Source organism: Actinoplanes sp. URMC 104, assembly GCF_051386375.1.
In the GTDB taxonomy this organism is placed as follows: domain Bacteria; phylum Actinomycetota; class Actinomycetes; order Mycobacteriales; family Micromonosporaceae; genus Actinoplanes.
In genome coordinates this window covers 232,449-247,913 of record NZ_JBPQTO010000011.1, presented here as the reverse complement: position 1 = coordinate 247,913, position 15,465 = coordinate 232,449, and the positions used below count along the sequence as shown (strand labels likewise).

General features: G+C 72.2%; 16 protein-coding genes. 11 read left to right on the top strand and 5 right to left on the bottom strand.

Features of this window, described 5'->3' with window-relative positions; genetic code table 11:
- Positions 1 to 4 precede the first annotated feature (4 nt).
- Entirely contained in the window at positions 5 to 1,129 is a 1,125-nt protein-coding gene (locus ACSNN8_RS26945) for a methyltransferase domain-containing protein (protein WP_436652359.1), read from the top strand.
- A 497-nt stretch (positions 1,130 to 1,626) separates the two neighbouring features.
- On the opposite strand, the gene ACSNN8_RS26940 is transcribed toward ACSNN8_RS26945, so the two are convergent.
- The 3 genes from ACSNN8_RS26940 to ACSNN8_RS26930 all read right to left on the bottom strand — a co-directional run bounded on the left by ACSNN8_RS26940 (position 1,627) and on the right by ACSNN8_RS26930 (position 4,285).
- The gene (locus ACSNN8_RS26940) at positions 1,627 to 2,394 is read right to left on the bottom strand and encodes an SAM-dependent methyltransferase (RefSeq protein ID WP_436652358.1); all 768 of its coding nucleotides are present in this window, start codon (positions 2,392 to 2,394) and stop codon (positions 1,627 to 1,629) included.
- Between the two features lie 50 nt (positions 2,395 to 2,444).
- Positions 2,445 to 3,422 carry a helix-turn-helix domain-containing protein gene (locus ACSNN8_RS26935; RefSeq protein ID WP_436652357.1) on the bottom strand — a complete coding sequence of 326 codons (978 nt, stop codon included), beginning with the start codon at positions 3,420 to 3,422 and terminating at the stop codon, positions 2,445 to 2,447.
- Between the two features lie 140 nt (positions 3,423 to 3,562).
- On the bottom strand, positions 3,563 to 4,285 hold the full coding sequence (locus tag ACSNN8_RS26930) for a hypothetical protein (RefSeq protein ID WP_436652356.1): 723 nt from the start codon (positions 4,283 to 4,285) through the stop codon (positions 3,563 to 3,565).
- A gap of 65 nt (positions 4,286 to 4,350) precedes the next feature.
- Between ACSNN8_RS26930 and ACSNN8_RS26925 the strand changes: the two genes are divergently transcribed.
- Positions 4,351 to 5,070 carry an MBL fold metallo-hydrolase gene (locus tag ACSNN8_RS26925; protein ID WP_436652355.1) on the top strand — a complete coding sequence of 240 codons (720 nt, stop codon included), beginning with the start codon at positions 4,351 to 4,353 and terminating at the stop codon, positions 5,068 to 5,070.
- Between the two features lie 12 nt (positions 5,071 to 5,082).
- Here ACSNN8_RS26925 and ACSNN8_RS26920 read toward each other — a convergent pair whose 3' ends face one another.
- Positions 5,083 to 5,511 carry a hypothetical protein gene (locus tag ACSNN8_RS26920; protein ID WP_436652354.1) on the bottom strand — a complete coding sequence of 143 codons (429 nt, stop codon included), beginning with the start codon at positions 5,509 to 5,511 and terminating at the stop codon, positions 5,083 to 5,085.
- A 254-nt stretch (positions 5,512 to 5,765) separates the two neighbouring features.
- Here ACSNN8_RS26920 and ACSNN8_RS26915 point away from each other — a divergent pair, with 254 nt between their 5' ends.
- The 9 genes from ACSNN8_RS26915 to ACSNN8_RS26875 all read left to right on the top strand — a co-directional run bounded on the left by ACSNN8_RS26915 (position 5,766) and on the right by ACSNN8_RS26875 (position 14,551).
- On the top strand, positions 5,766 to 6,863 hold the full coding sequence (locus ACSNN8_RS26915; RefSeq protein WP_436652353.1) for a ScyD/ScyE family protein: 1,098 nt from the start codon (positions 5,766 to 5,768) through the stop codon (positions 6,861 to 6,863).
- A gap of 77 nt (positions 6,864 to 6,940) precedes the next feature.
- On the top strand, positions 6,941 to 7,312 hold the full coding sequence (locus tag ACSNN8_RS26910) for a DUF3817 domain-containing protein (protein WP_436652352.1): 372 nt from the start codon (positions 6,941 to 6,943) through the stop codon (positions 7,310 to 7,312).
- Positions 7,313 to 7,493: 181 nt separating this feature from the next.
- Complete coding sequence (locus tag ACSNN8_RS26905) at positions 7,494 to 8,492, top strand: methionine ABC transporter ATP-binding protein (protein ID WP_436652351.1); 999 nt, start codon at positions 7,494 to 7,496, stop codon at positions 8,490 to 8,492.
- Positions 8,489 to 9,145, top strand: coding sequence for a methionine ABC transporter permease (locus tag ACSNN8_RS26900; protein WP_436652350.1), 657 nt, complete (start codon positions 8,489 to 8,491; stop codon positions 9,143 to 9,145). Before ACSNN8_RS26905 ends, ACSNN8_RS26900 begins: the two co-directional genes overlap by 4 nt.
- A gap of 11 nt (positions 9,146 to 9,156) precedes the next feature.
- Entirely contained in the window at positions 9,157 to 9,981 is an 825-nt protein-coding gene (locus ACSNN8_RS26895) for a MetQ/NlpA family ABC transporter substrate-binding protein (RefSeq protein WP_436652349.1), read from the top strand.
- Between the two features lie 28 nt (positions 9,982 to 10,009).
- Positions 10,010 to 10,780 carry a poly-gamma-glutamate hydrolase family protein gene (locus tag ACSNN8_RS26890; protein WP_436652348.1) on the top strand — a complete coding sequence of 257 codons (771 nt, stop codon included), beginning with the start codon at positions 10,010 to 10,012 and terminating at the stop codon, positions 10,778 to 10,780.
- 79 nt (positions 10,781 to 10,859) lie between these two features.
- Complete coding sequence (locus ACSNN8_RS26885; protein ID WP_436652347.1) at positions 10,860 to 13,376, top strand: M14 family zinc carboxypeptidase; 2,517 nt, start codon at positions 10,860 to 10,862, stop codon at positions 13,374 to 13,376.
- A gap of 77 nt (positions 13,377 to 13,453) precedes the next feature.
- On the top strand, positions 13,454 to 14,170 hold the full coding sequence (locus ACSNN8_RS26880; RefSeq protein WP_436652346.1) for a hypothetical protein: 717 nt from the start codon (positions 13,454 to 13,456) through the stop codon (positions 14,168 to 14,170).
- Between the two features lie 24 nt (positions 14,171 to 14,194).
- A complete protein-coding gene (locus ACSNN8_RS26875) occupies positions 14,195 to 14,551 on the top strand; it encodes a hypothetical protein (protein WP_436652345.1) in 357 nt (118 codons plus the stop codon).
- Positions 14,552 to 14,680: 129 nt separating this feature from the next.
- Here the strand turns inward: ACSNN8_RS26875 and ACSNN8_RS26870 are convergent, their stop codons facing one another.
- A complete protein-coding gene (locus ACSNN8_RS26870) occupies positions 14,681 to 15,394 on the bottom strand; it encodes an MFS transporter (protein WP_436652344.1) in 714 nt (237 codons plus the stop codon).
- Between the last annotated feature and the right edge of the window lie 71 nt (positions 15,395 to 15,465).

Genomic DNA, 15,465 nt, shown 5'->3' with positions numbered 1-15,465 from the left:
CCACGTGGATCATCAACGTGTCAACGCGATCGCCCGCTCACACCACCCCATCGGCGCCCCGATCTCGGGTGTCACCGTCAACAAGGTTCTGCGCCGCGCGGCCCGCCGAGCCAACGCGCGCATCCTCGAGCTGGGCTGTGGACAGGCGGCGTGGGCGATGCAGGCGCTGGCTCACTGCCCCGACGGCCACGCCGACGCGGTCGACCTCAACCCGTACGCCCTCGAGCGCGCCGAAGCCGCCGCGGCGCTGCGCGACCTCGCCGACCGCCTGACCCTGCACGAGCGCGACGCCCGCACCTACGTCCCCGACGGCGACTACGACCTCGTGCTGTGCGTCGGCGCCACCCGCGCCTTCGGCGGCTTCGCCGGCACCCTCGCCGCCGCCGGCCGGCACGTGAACGCCCACGGCGTCCTGATCGTGGGCGAACGCTTCGTGGAGGCGCCGCCTTCTGAGTGGCCGAATTCTGCCGACGCCGGTGCGCTCCACTTCAGCGACGCCGGGGCGCTCGATCGCGGCAAAGCTAGGGCGCTCGGCTCCGGCGAGGCCGGGCTGCTCGATTCGAGCGACGCCGGGGCGGTCGCTGCCGGCGATGCCGGGTCGCTCGGTTCCGGCGACGCCGTTGCGGTCGATGCAGGCGACGGCGGAGGGCTCGGTGCAGGCGGCGCCGAGGCGTTTGACTCCGGCGACGCCGGGCCGGTCGATGCAGGCGGTGCCGAGGCGTTTGACTCCGGCGACGCCGGGGCGGTCGATGCAGGCGGTGCCGAGGCGTTTGACTCGAGCGACGCCGGCGCGGTCGATGCAGGCGACGGCGAGGCGCTCGATGCAGGCGGCGCCGCGGCGCTTGACTCCGGCGACGGGCTCGCGGGTCTCACCGACCTGCCCGGCCTGGTCGACGCCGCGACGGCCGCGGGCTGGCAGCCGATCTACGCCCACGTGAGCGACCCCGCCGAATGGGACGACTACGAGTGGTCGTGCACGGGCTCGCTGCTCGAGTGGGCGCTCGACAACCCCGGCCATCCCGACGCCCCCGAGGCGGCGCGCGCGGCCCGCGAGCGGCGGAACCGGTGGTTGCGCGGCTACCGGGGTGTTCTCGGCTTCGCGACGCTGGTCCTCCGCCGCGCCTCGTAGCCGTCGGCCGGCTTGCCGTCCGAGGGCTCATCGCCGGGGCACAGCTTGAAGAACCAGGAGCGGTGGCCGTGGGTGGGCTCGTCGCCTGCAGGGCGTCGAGGAGGCCGGCAACATCGCCGACGGAGTGGGCGGGGCGCAGCTTGGAGGATGTGGGAGCGGTCGCTGTGGGCGGGCTCGTCGCCGGGGCGCGACTTGGAGGATTCAGGAGCGGTCGCTGTGGGTGGGCTCGTCGCCGGGGCGCGACTTGAAGGATTCAGGAGCGATCGCCGTGGGAGGGCTCATCGCCGGGGTGCAGCTTGAAGAACTAGGAGCGGTGGCCGTGGGTGGGCTCGTCGCCGGTGCGCAGCTTGGAGGATTCGGGAGCGGTCGCTGTGGGTGGGCTCGTCGCCGGGGCGCAGCTTGGAGGATTCGGGAGCGGTCGCTGCGGGAGGGCTCGTTACAGGTGCGAGGCTTCGGCGGCCGGCAGCGGTCGCCGTGAGTGCGGAAAGGTCCGCCGTTCAGGGCTTGCGGCCCACCGCCCCGTACGCCTCGATGGCCTCCACGTCGCCGTCGGGGCGCCAGGCGCTGATCTGCACCAGGCCGGGGTCGATGAGCTCGAGGCCCTCGAAGACGGACTGCAGCTGGGCGGGACTGCGCAGGATGTAGGGCACCCCGCCGCTGTCGGCGAGCTTGCGGGCGCCCTCGACGACGGCCGGGGAGGTGTTGGTGCCGTCCCAGAAGACCAGATAGCTGCCGGAGGGCACGCCCTCCATCACGGTGCCCACGATCGAGCGGACGGTGGCCAGGTCGGGCTCGTAGCCCATCACGCCCATGAACATGACGGCCACGGGCTCGCTGAAGTCGAGCGCCGCTGCCGCCTCGGCGAGGATCTTCTCGGGGTCGTGGTAGTCGGCGTGGACGTACGTGGTGACGCCGGGGCCGGTGAGCAGGGCGCGCGCGTACGCCAGCACCATCGGGTCGTTGTCGACGTAGACGACCTTCGCCTCGGGCGCGATGCCCTGCGCCACCTCGTGGGTGTTCTGCATGGTGGGCAGGCCGGTGCCGATGTCGAGGAACTGGCGGACGCTGGCCTCGGCGGTCAGGTGCCGCACGACGCGGATCAGGAAGCGGCGCGACAGCCGGGCCATCACGGCGATCTCGGGATAGACCTGCGCGACGGCGTCGCCGGCGGCGCGGTCGGCGGCGAAGTTGTCCTTGCCGCCCATCCAGTAGTTCCACATGCGCGCGGCGTGCGGCACGTCCGGCTGCAACTCGGCATCCGTCATGGGACGTTTCTATCGGGCCGGACCGGCGAGCGCAATCACCACTGTGGATGTCAGCGCTGGTCGAGCTCGGCGAGCATGCGCTTGAGGATCTCCGGGGTCCGCGCGGGCGGCGCGGCCTCGATGATGAGCCGCCCGAAGGCCGCCGCGTAGTTGTCGACGTCCTCACGTTTGTCCAGGTAGAGGGCGCTGGTGAGGTGCTCGATGTAGACCACGTCGTCGAGCTCGGCGTGCGGGAACCGCAGGATGCTGAACGCCCCGCCGGCGGCCGCGTGCCCACCCGAGTCGAACGGGATGACCTGCAGGCGTACGTTCGGGTTCTCGCACGCCTCGATGAGCGCGACGATCTGGTCGTGCAGCACGTCGCGCCCGCCGATCAGCCGGCGCAGCACCGCCTCGTCGAGCACCGCCCAGAACGTCGGCGCGTCGGGCCGGTTCAGCGTCGCCTTGCGGCTCATCCGCAGCTTCGCGAGCCGCTCGACCTCGCGGTCGCCGGGGTTGCTGTGCGCGAGCCGGATGACCGCGCCGGCGTACGCCTCGGTCTGCAGCAGCCCGGGGACGAACTGGATCTCGTACGTGCGGATCAGCTCGGCCGCCTGCTCGAGGTCGAGGTAGCTGTGGAACCAGCTCTCCAGCACGTCGCCGTAGCTGTGCCACCAGCTGGGGGAGTTGGCCTCGCGGGTCAGCTCGAGCAGCCGCTCGTGCTCCTCGGGGTCGGTGACGCCGTAGAGGGTGAGCAGGTCGGTCACGTCGCGCGGCTTGAAGCTGACCCGGCCCAGCTCCATCCGGCTGATCTTGGATTCGGAGGCGCGGATGCGGTAGCCCGCGGCCTCACGGCTCACGCCGGCGGCCAGGCGCAGCTCGCGCAGGCGCGCGCCGAGCTGGAGCCGGCGTACGGTCGACCCGCCGGTCTCTCCTCGTCCCGTCACGGTGCCCTGCCTATCAGGAAGCCCGCCCGCGCGCCACTCGCGCCCGGCGGCCCGGCTCGACTTCGTGCTCAGCCACGCGACCATCCTCACCTCGGTGGACACCGCTGTCCAGTGTGGATCAGCCGGCGCCTCGGGGGCGCCGGGCACGGACAGTACCGTACCCGGAGTCGCTCCGCGCCTACTCTGCGGCTGATTAATCCACCGGTTCGGCCGGTACCGGCGGCGCGCCGGGGTCGATCACGTCACTCGTGCGGCAGCAGGTGCCGCCACGTCGCGGCGATGTGCCGCCCGGGCGACACGCGGTAGGACGGCCATGCCGTGCCCGCAGCAGCGGCAGGCAACTCCCGGCGTACGGCTTGCGCGGTCGCCCCGCGCAGGCGTTGCTCGACGTAGCGGCCGCGCGGTGGGGGCGGCAGGGGCCACCCGCGGGGCGCGCCGGGCGGGGAGTCGAGCTCGACCGTGGCCAGCAGGACCGCGTCGGGCCGCCACGGCTCGCCCTGGAGCACGCGGCGGCGCACCTCCTGCGCGTGCGCCCACAAGGCGCGCAGCGCGGCGGGGTAGGCGCGGGCCGGATCGCCGTCGCCCCAGCCGTCGAGCTCCACCGTCAGCAGGGTGCCGTCCTGGCGGCGTACGGTCACCCGGTCGCGAGGGCTGTTCCGGTGGGCCGGCGCGGCGGGGTCGCGCACCGTGCCGCGGGGATCGCCGAGCACCTCCACCGCGCGGGCGCGCAGCGACGCGACCTGCCGCTCGCGCAGGGGCAGGCTCGTGGTGGCGTCGGCGAACCCGGTGTGGTCGTCGTAGACCGCCAGCGGCGGCGGCGCGAGCACGCCCACGCCCGGGAAGAAGAAGCCACCCGGCCGCGCCCACTCGAAGACCAGGCGTCCCTCGGCGGCCCGCGCGGGCGCTCCGGTGAGCCCCGCCACCGCCACCGCCCCGCCCGCGACCAGCAACGTCCTGCGATTCATGCCCGGCAGCCTAATCGGACATTCGCCCCCAAGAGGCCGAAACCGCGAGATGGCAGAATGGCCGGGTGCGAGAAGTGGTGGACGGCGTCTTCGAACTGAGCCTCGGGTTCGTCAACATGCACCTGGTCGTCACCGACGACGGCGTGGTGCTCGTCGACACCGGGCTGCCCCGCAACTCCCGGCGCATCGACCGGGCGCTGCGCGGGCTGCGCAAGCAGATCGGCGACGTCACCGCAGTGCTGCTGACCCACAACCACGTCGACCACATCGGGAACGTGGCCGACGTCCGGCGCCGCTCGGGGGCCCGCGTCTTCGCGCACGCGGCCGACGCCCCGGCCGTCACCGGAGCGATCCGGCCGCAGGAGCCGCGCGGGCTGGCCCGGTTCGCCGCCCGGCTGGTCGGCACGCCCGAGCCGACGAAGCTCGATCAGCTCATCACCGGCGAGGAGTCGGCGCCGCTGCCGGGCTTCACCGCCGTGCACACGCCGGGGCACACGCGCGGCCACGTGTCGTACCTGCTGGACCGCGACGGCGGCGTGATGTTCGTCGGCGACACCGGCACGACCACGCGGGACGGCAGCGTCACGCCGGGGCCGGCGCAGTTCTCCGCCGACGTCGCGCAGCAGGGGCGCAGCCTCGCGAAGCTGGCCGGCTACGGCTTCGAGCACGCGGTCTTCGGCCACGGCGCGGCGGTCACCGGGCGCGCGGTCGAGCGTTTCCGCGCGTACGCGGCGGCGGTCGTCCCGCCGGGCGACGCGCCCGGCGAGGACGCCGGCGACCGCTGACGATCCCCGGGATCAGATGAGCTGGGCGATGCTCAGCCCGATGGAGGCCGGGCGTCGCACGCCGGCGAGCCCGACGAAGTCGTGCACCTCCGACAGCGGCAGCTCGGCGCCCCCCGCGCCGGCGGTCGGGTGCGGGCGGCGGGGCGACGTACGCCCTCCGCTGCCGCCCCGGCCGGGATAGACGTAGAGGCCGTGCTCGGCGTCGGGCACCGCGTCGAGGGCCGCGGACACCACGGGCAGGGCGCGGAACGCCGACCACGCCTCGTCGGTGCGGAACGCTATCTCGAACAGCAGGCCCCACGGCTGCATGTGCCATTCCCAGCGGTAGGCGCCGTTGGTGATCGCCGCCTCCGTCAGGGCGTTGCCGAGGGCGTCGCGCCAGGCACGCGCCGAGCCGCCCGGGGCGTCCAGGACCTCGATCGACCACCATCGCAGCTCCATGGCCTGACTGTAGAACCAGCCGGTCATCCGGTGGAGCCATTGCCGAAATCTGGCACTCGCGACCGCAAATGATCAGAGTGAATGGGTCGTAATGGCGACACTTTCCGGGGAGGCCGATTTCTTCGACGAGTCGGCCGAACGGATGGTTGCCGTGCCTTCACCGCCTTTCTAGGTTGGAATTCGCACCGAAGAAATAAGATCCCGCCGTGGGGCGGCGGGAAAGGTCAGCAAGCGCATCTGTCGAGGGGGACAGGATGAGATTCACTTCTGCGCTGAAAATGGCCGCGGCGGTGGGGACGGGCGCGCTCACGGTTGTCGCGAGCCTGCCCGCCCACGCCGGCGGCCACGGTTCCCGCGCACCGGTCGTCCGCACCATCACCACCAAGCTCGACGGCCCGTACGGCCTCGACGTGCTGTCGCGGCACGTGGCGCTGGTGGCCGAGGCGGACAGCGGCGAGGTCACGGCGGTCAATCTGAGATCGGGCGCCCGCACGACCCTGATCTCGAAAGCGGCGGCGGCGTCCGGTGTGGCGTGGCATCACGGAAAGATCTATGTGGTGCTCGGCGGGCCCGGCGAGGACGGAAAACCGGCGCCCTCGAAATACCCGCCCGCGTCGGTGCTGGTGGCCGACAGGAATGGCAAAAACGTCAGAGTTCTCGCCGATCTGCTGAAATACGAGTTGCGGCGCAACCCGGACGGGCAGAAACAGTTCGACAAGTCCGGAAAGCCCTATGACGCGCTGTCCAACCCGTTCAGCATGACCGCCACGCGGTGGGGGCTGCTGGTGGCGGACGGCGGGGCCAACGACGTGCTGCGGGTCGACCCCCGTACCGGCCGGGTCTCGACGTTCTTCGTGCCGCCGAACCCGCGGACGAAGGAGTGCCTGGCCAAGGGCGCGCAGGCCAACCCCGGCACGATCGGGTGCGACCCGGTGCCGACCGGCGTCGTGGCCCGCGGCCGGTACGTCTACGTCTCGACGCTCGGCGCCGAGAAGCCGGGCGCGGCGGCGATCTACAAGCTGGACGGCCGCACCGGCAAGGTGCTGCGCAAGTACAGCGGCTTCACCTCGCTCACCGGTGTCGCCGTCAGCCCGCGCGGCACCATCTACGCCTCCGAGGTGCTGTTCGGCGCGCCTCCCGGCGAGCAGCCGCCGCCCGGGTTCGACCCGTCGAAGGTGGGCCGCCTGACCCGCATCGACCACGGCCGGGTCACGCACGCCGCCGTCACGATGCCGACCGGCATCGAGTACGCCGACGGCAAGCTCTACGCCACCTCGTGGAGCATCGCCGGGTTCCTCGGCATCAAGCACGCCGGCCGCCTGGTCGAGGTCAACCAGCGGGCCTTCCACTAGGAGGCGCCCGGGAGAAAGCGGCGACCGCCGGGGTCCGTGCCCCGGCGGTCGCTCCCGTGCAACGGGGATACGATCGGATGCTCCCGTCCGGAAACGACCAGTCGAACAGGGGCGTCCTCGTGCCGCAGCCGTACCGCATCTTCCGCATCACGGCCGTGGCCGAGGCCTTCTCGTGGGCGGGACTGCTCGTCGGCATGTACCTCAAGCGCGTCGCCGAGGTCACCGACCTCGGTGTCTGGGTGTTCGGCCGCCTGCACGGGGCGCTGTTCGTCGCCTACGTGGTCGCCGCGCTCTGGACGGCCCGCGCCGAGCGCTGGTCGCTGCCGCGCACCCTGGCCGGCCTGGCCGCCTCCATCCCGCCGTTCACCTCGCTGATCTTCGAGCGCTGGGTCGCGCGCCGCCGCGTGCCGCACGACGGTCCCGCGCTGGTGGGTTCCACCCCCGACTGACGCCGCTCGCGCGGGCATCCTGCCGACCGCGGGCCGATGGGTGGTGGTCAGGGCCGACGGTCGTGATGGTCGTTACAGCGCATGGCGCCGCCCGCACGGGCAGGCTAGCGTGTCGAAGTCTCGTAGCCTATGGGATTTGTGGGTTATACAGAGTCGTCGGCCACGCAAGTCAGGGTGTCACGTGATTGAGATTCGAGGGCTCCGGAAGACGTACCGGGCCACGGGACGGCGCGGCCGGGCGGTCGTGGCCGTCGACGGCGTCGACCTGAGCGTCGCCGAGGGGGACGTGTTCGGCGTGCTCGGGCAGAGCGGCGCCGGCAAGAGCACGCTGCTGCGCTGCGTCACCATGCTGGAACGGCCCGACGAGGGCACGGTGTCGGTCGACGGCGTGGAGCTCACGTCGCTGAACCGGCGGCGGCTGCGCCTCGCCCGCCACGGGATCGGGATGATCCACCAGCACTTCGCGCTGCTGTCCTCGCGGACGGTCGCCGGCAACGTCGCGTTCGCGCTGGAGGTCACCGGGGTCCCGCGGGCCGAGCGCCGCACGCGGGTCGCCGAGCTGCTGGAGCTGGTCGGGCTCGGCGAGCGCGCGGACGCGTACCCCAGTCAGCTCTCCGGCGGTCAGAAGCAGCGCGTCGGCATCGCCCGCGCGCTCGCCACCCGGCCCAAGGTGCTGCTCTCCGACGAGGCGACCTCCGCGCTCGACCCCGGCACCACCGAGTCGATCCTGCGGCTGCTGCTCGATCTCAACGTACGGCTCGGCCTGACCATCCTGCTCATCACCCACGAGATGACCGTGGTGAAGCGGATCTGCCGCTCGGCGGCCGTGATGCGCGACGGGCGCTTCACCGAGTCCGGCGCCGTCACCGACCTGCTGCACGAGCCGGACTCCGAGCTCGCCCGCGGCCTGTTCCCGCTCGACGGGCCCACGTCGCTGCCGGGGCACACCGTCGTCGACGTGACGCTCAGCGGCGAGGAGGCCGAGGCGCCGCTGCTCGCCGAGCTCGCCCGCCGCTTCGACACCGACGTGCGGATCCTCGGCGGCTCGGTGGAGAACCTGGCGGCCACCCGCGCCGGCCGGTTGCGGCTCGCCCTGCCCGGCGACGACCAGGCGCCGCTGGAGTTTCTGCGCAAGCGTGGGGCCCGGCTCAGCGTGCCCCGGACGGAGGGTGCGTCGTGACCTGGTCCGAGATCTCCGACCTGCTCGCGGTCGGGCTGCGGGAGACGGCCTGGATGGTCGGCGTCTCCACAGTGCTCACCGCCGTCGGCGGGCTGCTGCTCGGCGTGCTGCTGGTGCTGACCGCGCCGGGCGGGCTGCTCGCCGCGCCGGCCGTCTCGTCGGTGCTGGGCTTCGTCGTCAACGTGACCCGCTCGCTGCCGTTCATCATCCTTCTCGTCGCGGTCATCCCGTTCACCCGGGCCGTGGTCGGCACGACGATCGGCACCGACGCCGCGATCGTGCCGCTGACGATCGGCGCGATCCCGTTCTTCGCCCGCATCGTCGAGGCGGCGCTGCGCGAGGTACCGCCGGACGTGGTCGCCGCGGCCACCGCGATGGGCGCCACCCGCCGCCAGATCGTCGGCAAGGTGCTGCTGCGCGAGGCCCGCCCGGGCCTGGTCGCGGGCCTGACCATCACCGTCATCGCGCTGGTCGGCTATTCGGCCATGGCCGGCGTGGTGGGCGGCGGCGGCCTCGGCGACCTGGCCATCCGGTACGGCTATCAGCGCTTCGAGACCGAGGTCATGGTCGCCACGGTCGTCGTCCTCGTCGTCTTCGTCCAGCTCGTCCAGATGGCGGGCGATGTCCTCGTCCGCCGCCTCTCCCACAAATAGAAAGGCCGATCATGCGCCGCACTCTGGCCGCAGTCCTCACCTCCGCGACCCTCCTGCTGGGGCTCGCGGCGTGCGGCTCGGACGACTCCGACGCCGCCTCGGGTGCCGCGTCCGACACCCTCAAGGTCGGCGTGAGCCCCGTCCCGCACGGCGAGATCCTCAAGTACATCTCCGACAACCTCGCGTCCGCCGAGGGGCTCAAGCTCGACATCGTCGAGTTCAACGACTACATCCAGCCCAACGTGGCGCTGCAGGAGAAGCAGCTCGACGCCAACTACTTCCAGCACATCCCGTACCTGAACGAGGAGGTCGCGGCGAAGGGCTACAAGTTCACGCCGCTCAAGCCGGTGCACATCGAGCCGCTCGGCCTCTACTCCAAGAAGGTCAAGAGCCTCAGCGAGGTGCCCGACGGCGGCGTCGTGGGCATCCCGAACGACCCGTCCAACTCCGGTCGCGCGCTCAACCTGCTCGCCGCCAACGGCCTGCTGACCCTCAAGGACGGCGCCGGGGTCAAGGCCACCGAGAAGGACATCACCGCGAACCCGAAGAACCTCAAGTTCAAGGCGCTCGAGGCGGCCCAGCTGCCGCGCAGCCTCGAGGACACCGCCGTCTCGGTGATCAACGGCAACTACGCGATCGAGACCGGGCTCAAGCCCGCCACCGACGCGCTGGCGCTGGAGAAGGGCGAGGGCAACCCGTACGCGAACCTGCTGGTGGTCCGCACGGGCGACGAGAGCGACGAGCGGATCGTGAAGCTGGAGAAGCTCCTGCACTCGCCCGAGGTCAAGAAGTTCATCACCGACAAGTACCAGGGCTCGGTGCTGCCGGCCTTCTGAGCCGGCCCGGCCGTGAGAGCATGCAGCCATGTCGATGCTCAAACGCCGTACCGTCCTGACCGCGCTCGGGGCGGCCGCCGTCTCACCGGTGGCCGCCGGAGCGCGTCCGGCTCTGGCCGCGGACGACTACGAATCCAACACCGATCTGTACTCGAGGACCACCGAGGGCGTCGACTACGTCCGGCGGTTCCGGCGGCACGCGGCCGACGAGAGCTCGCCGTACCCGGACACCGCGATCCTCGCCCTGCACGGCGGCGCCATCGAGGGCGGCACGTCCGAGCTGTGCCTCGCGATCGCGGGCTACAAACCGGCCGGCGGGCTGGTCGGCGGCGCGGTCTACGACTACTGGATGCTCGAGGGCATCCGGCCGAAGGACAACGGCAACCTGCACGTCACGTCGACCCACTGCGACGACCCGGTGGCCGAGGCGATCGCCGGGGGAAGCCGCCGCACCCTGTCGCTGCACGGTTTCGCGCCCGAGGAGGCGGGCTACGAGAAGACCGAAGCCATCGTGCTCGTCGGCGGGCGCGACACCGCCCTGCGCAACGCCATGGTGGCTGCGTTGAACGGCGCACTGTTCGACGCGAGGGACGCGGCGGTCAAGCCGAAGCTCAGCGGCGAGGAACCCGCCAACATCGTCAACCGCAATCTGCGCGGCGCCGGCGTGCAGTTCGAGATGACCACGCCGCTGCGCCGGCAGATGTTCGGTCTCGACACCCGCCTCGACCGCAAGGACACCTTGCAGGACCCGTTCTGGAAGTTCGTGAACACCGTACGGGGTGTCCTGGCGGTGCGATGACCCAAACGGTATGACCCGCGCGCGTTGCGGTGGGGGCCGGCGGTGGGGGAGGGTCGGAACATCCCGACGGAGGTGCACTGTGGACCTGCCCCGTACGGCCGCCGGTCTCTGTGCGGCGCTGCTCGCCGCCGGCCTGCTCGCCGCCCCCGCCAGTGGGGCTCCCGACCGCCCGGCGTCGACCCGCGAGTTCGGCAACGGGCCCGAGCGCAACGAGATCGCCGCCGGGGAACCGGCCGTCGCGGCCCTCGCGGCGCCGGCCCCCACCACTGCCTGGAAGCCTGCGCGGCAGGGCTATCCGCGGCAGCACCGGCTGCCGCTGCCGCCGGAGAACCCGGACGATCGGGCGATCAAGCTGGGCCTCGTCCCGTACCACGGCATCGCGCCGAGGCTGAACGCGCTGCAGGCCGCCTCCAACCGGGTGTCGGCCGAGGTGGTCGGGCACTCCGCGCTCGGCCGTGACCTCTACCTCGCCACGGTGACCGCCCCCGAGTCCGCCGCGGAGGCCGCGCGCCAGGACCGCTGGCGGGCGCTCATCGAGGACGACCCCCGCGCCGCCGCCCGCGATCGCGCCCTGGCCCGCGGCTACAAGACGCCGGTGTGGATCAACGCGAACATCCACGGCGACGAGTGGGAGGGCACCGACGGCGCGCTGCGGGTCATCGAGCGCCTCGCCACCGCCACCGACGCGGCGACGGCGGAGTTCCTCCGGCGTACGCGGGTGTATGTGACCGTCACCAACAACCCCGACGGGCGGATCGCCGGCACCCGCGCCAACGGCGCCGGCTTCGACATCAACCGCGACCACGCCACCAGCTCGCAGCCCGAGTCGCGGGCCGTACGCGACGTGCTGATCGCCACCCAGCCGCTGGTGATGCTCGACGAGCACGGCTACACCGGCACCACGCTGATCGAGCCGGCCACGCCGCCGCACGGGCAGAACTACGAGTACGACCTCTACATCAAGCACGCGCTGCCCAACGCGCTCGGCATGGAAGCCGCCATCCAACGGCTCGGGTACGCCGAGACCCAGCGCGCCGACATCCCGTTCCGCGACTACGCGCCCGGCGACTGGGACGACTGGCCGCCGATCTTCACCCCGATGTACTCGATGTACCACGGCGCCATCGGGCACACCGTCGAGATCCCGCTGCGCGTGAACCGAGCCGAATACACCACGTTGCCGGTCGAGGAGCTGCGGCGACGCTCCGCCATCAACACCGATGTCGCCTCCGCGACGATCGAGGCGGCGCTCACGTACGCCGACACCCACCGCTCGGCGCTGCTGGCCGACCAGATCGAGCAGTTCCGCCGCGGCTGGGCGGGCGAGCCGTCGCCGTCGATCCCGGACGGCTTCGTCGACGGCTTCGGCCCCGAGGACCGCTACTCGACGACCTTCCCCCGGGCGTACGTCATCCCCGCGGGCACCCCCGCCGCGGCCCGCCTGGTCGACCACCTCGTCGCCCACGACGTGCGCGTCAGGCGCGCCACCTCGGCTTTCACGCTGAACGGCAAGCGCTATGCCGCGGGCACGTACGTCGTCGACATGCACCAGCCCAAGCGCGGGCTCGCCAACGTCATGCTCGAGGCCGGCCGCGACATCTCCGACCTCGTGCCGCAGATGTACGACATCTCCGGCTGGAGCCACCGCCTGCTCTGGGGCGCGGCGGTTGACATCAGCCGCTACGCTGCCCCTCGCGTTGCTTCCGCGCCGGTGGCCGCCGCCACGGCCACCGGCGCGGTCACCGCCCGCAAGGGCCGCCCCCTGGCCCTCACCCTGCGCGACGGCGCCGACGTACGCGCCGTGAACGCCCTCCTCGACCGCGACGTCAAGCTGTTCCGAGCCGACGCGGCCACCGTCGTCCTCCCCGCCTCCGCGCGCCGCCACGCCGAGCAGGTCGCCGAGACCTACGGCGTACGCTTCGTCGCCGCCCACGGCATCCCCTCCGGCGCCCCCGTGAGCCGTCCCGTGCTCGGCGCCGCCGTCGCCCCCGACGAGCTGTTCGCGCTGCGCCAGATGGGCTTCGACGTGCGTACGGTCTCCACCGCCCTGCTCAACGCCGGAGCGGATCTCGACGGCGTCGACACGCTGCTGGTCTCCTCCGGGCTGAGCTACGCCCAGCTCAACCCGGCCGGTCGCGCCACCGTCGACGCCTACCTGGCCCACGGCGGCGGCGTGGTCACCCGCGGGGCGACCGGGGCAGCCTTCAACACCGCGGCCGGGCTGCTGCCCGCCACCGCGGTCACCGGCCGCGGCGACGCCAACGGAGTCGTCGCCGTGCAGAACACCGGCCCCGTCGTGGGCGCGGGCTCGCTGCCGAACTCGTTCGTGTACTCGCCGATCTGGTTCACGGGGGCGGGCTTCACCGTCGAGCAGCGGTACGGGGGTGACCCGCTCGTCGCGGGCCACTGGCTGCCGGCGGCGCCGGGCGTCGGCGGGCCGGAGCAGGCCGCGGGGCAGGCCGCGGTGGTGTCGGGGACGTCCGTGACGGGGTCGCGGGTGGTGCTGTTCGGGACCGAGCCGTTGTTCCGGGCGCATCCCAAGGGGCTTTATGCGCAGGTGGGGCGGGCTCTGTTCTGGACGGCGGCCCAGGGTTGACCGTCCCCGGCGACAGCTGTCGGTCGGATCGTGCTTTACTTCCGCGGCTGACGATCGAAGCGGGGGACGTGCGGGCGATGCGGCTGGTCATCGGTGGGCTGATCATTCTTGCCCTGAGTACGGCGGGATGCGCGCAGGCGCAAGCCGGCGTGGACCAGCCGGACGTGGCGGTCAGCGTGTCGCTGCCGGCCGATCCGGAGGCGGCGCTCGCCGTGGGTGCCGGGAAGCTGGGCGCGCAGTCCGCGCGGATCGTCATTTCCCTGCCCGGGGTCGCGCCGCTCGCGACCAGGCTCACCGGGATGATCAATGCGGCCACCGGTGACTACGAGGTCGCCTCCGACGCATATGTGGTCCGGCGCGTCGGTGACGACGTGTGGGTCAAGGTTTTGCGGATGCCCATCGGCAAGGCGGTGTTGTTCGACGCGGCGGACCTCAACAAGTGGATCAGGCAGACGGCGTTCAATATCGAGACCACGACCCTTTTCCGGACGGGCTTCCCCTGGAAGCTGCCGCGCACCACGGTGACGCAGGGAACGAAGGTCACCCGGGTCGGTGAGCGCTCGTTCCGGGGCACCCTGCTGAGGAAGCCGAAGTCCGAGGACGGCCACTTCGCGGCGGAGCTCGACGCCGCGGGGCGGCTCACGCGAGTGAGCAGCGGGTTCGGTAAGTCCGCCGACAACCTGTTCGTGCTCGAGTTCTCGGACTACGGGGTGCCGGTGGCCATCGAGCCGCCCCCGGCCTCCGAGGTGATCGAACGGCAAACTTTCAACACGGTGGTCGCGGGCATCCTGTGAGCCGTCTCTGCCTAGGATGCGAGCGTGCCGAACCTCGAAGTGGCCGCCGACGAGGCCTGGCTGGCCTGTCTCGGCGTCGCACCCGGAACAGAGGACGTGTCGGGTGACGAGTACGTGCGAGAGCTGCGCGTCCCGGTCGCGGAGGGCGAAGAGGTGCAGATCACGTGGGACGTCACCGACGACAGTGTCCGGGTCCGTCACCGCCGGGGCGGCCGGGTCGTGGCCGACCTGTTCCGCGAGATGGCCACACTGCTGACGGTTGCGGCGACGGGGTCCGGCGCGGAAATCGTCCTCGAGTACGGCTCCCTCGGCTGGTCCGGACGCGCCCGTATCGAAGTCCTTCCGGCGGTCCGGGTGGAGGACACGGTGCTGCGGTCCTGATGCGCGCCGGTTGATCGCGTCTTTCGCAAGTGGCTCACCGCGCCCCGTCCCGGGAGTCCCGGAGCTTCCAGGTGATCGGTGCCTCTGCGCCGAACAACAGATCCGAAGATATCCCAGCGGCGGTGCTGGTCAGCCGACGCGGGCCTCCGGCGCGGTGAGATAGCGGCCGCTCAAGCGGCGATAGGGGCAGCTGCCCAGCGCGACCGCGGTGGCGATCAGGCCGATCACGCCGGTGAGGATGAAGACCACGGCGAGCCCGCGGGCGGCGCCGGTGCCGAACCAGCTGCCGATCCAGCGGGCGCCCGAGCCGTCGGTCATGAACGGGATGAACACGAACCCCCAGCCCTGCACCGACATCATCGAGAGGCCGTACGCGTCGAGCAGCGCCATGAAGACGCCGCCGAGCAGGTTGTTGAACGCGGAGAAGACGATCAGCGCGGGGAGCCCGGGGACCTGCCCGATGACCCGTACGGTCCCCCGCAGGTCGACCCGGCGGTCGGACCCGGACGCGGCGGCCTGCGACGCCCTACCCGGCGGCACCCGCACGAGCGCCAGGTGCAGCAGCGCCAGCGCCAGCACGACGAGCGCCGCGACCAGCACCCAGAACATCCCGCCGAGTGCCACCAGCAGCCCGCTGATCACGGAGGTGACCAGGAAGGACACCCCCGACGCGGTGCCCACCAGCCCGTTCGCGCGGTCGCGGGTGTCCTCCTCGATGAGCGCGGTCACCATGGCCGGCAGCGCGATCGTCCGGATGTTGCCGGTGATCACCCCGACCATGAGCAGCACGATCAGCGTCCAGAGCCACCCGCTCGCCGGGTCGCGGAACTCCTCGCGCGGCAACCGTCGGCGTACTCGGCCGTCGCGGCGCCGGCGCGGATGCGGAACGGCGCGCCGAGGTTGGCGATGAGCAG

What these genes read in the sequence shown, in the direction of transcription:
- ACSNN8_RS26940 (WP_436652358.1), bottom strand. Translation starts at nt 2,394, where the DNA reads ATGACGGATGCCGAGTTGCAGCCGGACGTGCCGCACGCCGCGCGCATG.
- ACSNN8_RS26930 (WP_436652356.1), bottom strand. Translation starts at nt 4,285, where the DNA reads ATGAATCGCAGGACGTTGCTGGTCGCGGGCGGGGCGGTGGCGGTGGCG.
- ACSNN8_RS26920 (WP_436652354.1), bottom strand. Translation starts at nt 5,511, where the DNA reads ATGGAGCTGCGATGGTGGTCGATCGAGGTCCTGGACGCCCCGGGCGGC.
- ACSNN8_RS26915 (WP_436652353.1), top strand. Translation starts at nt 5,766, where the DNA reads ATGAGATTCACTTCTGCGCTGAAAATGGCCGCGGCGGTGGGGACGGGC.
- ACSNN8_RS26910 (WP_436652352.1), top strand. Translation starts at nt 6,941, where the DNA reads ATGCTCCCGTCCGGAAACGACCAGTCGAACAGGGGCGTCCTCGTGCCG.
- ACSNN8_RS26895 (WP_436652349.1), top strand. Translation starts at nt 9,157, where the DNA reads ATGCGCCGCACTCTGGCCGCAGTCCTCACCTCCGCGACCCTCCTGCTG.
- ACSNN8_RS26890 (WP_436652348.1), top strand. Translation starts at nt 10,010, where the DNA reads ATGTCGATGCTCAAACGCCGTACCGTCCTGACCGCGCTCGGGGCGGCC.
- ACSNN8_RS26880 (WP_436652346.1), top strand. Translation starts at nt 13,454, where the DNA reads ATGCGGCTGGTCATCGGTGGGCTGATCATTCTTGCCCTGAGTACGGCG.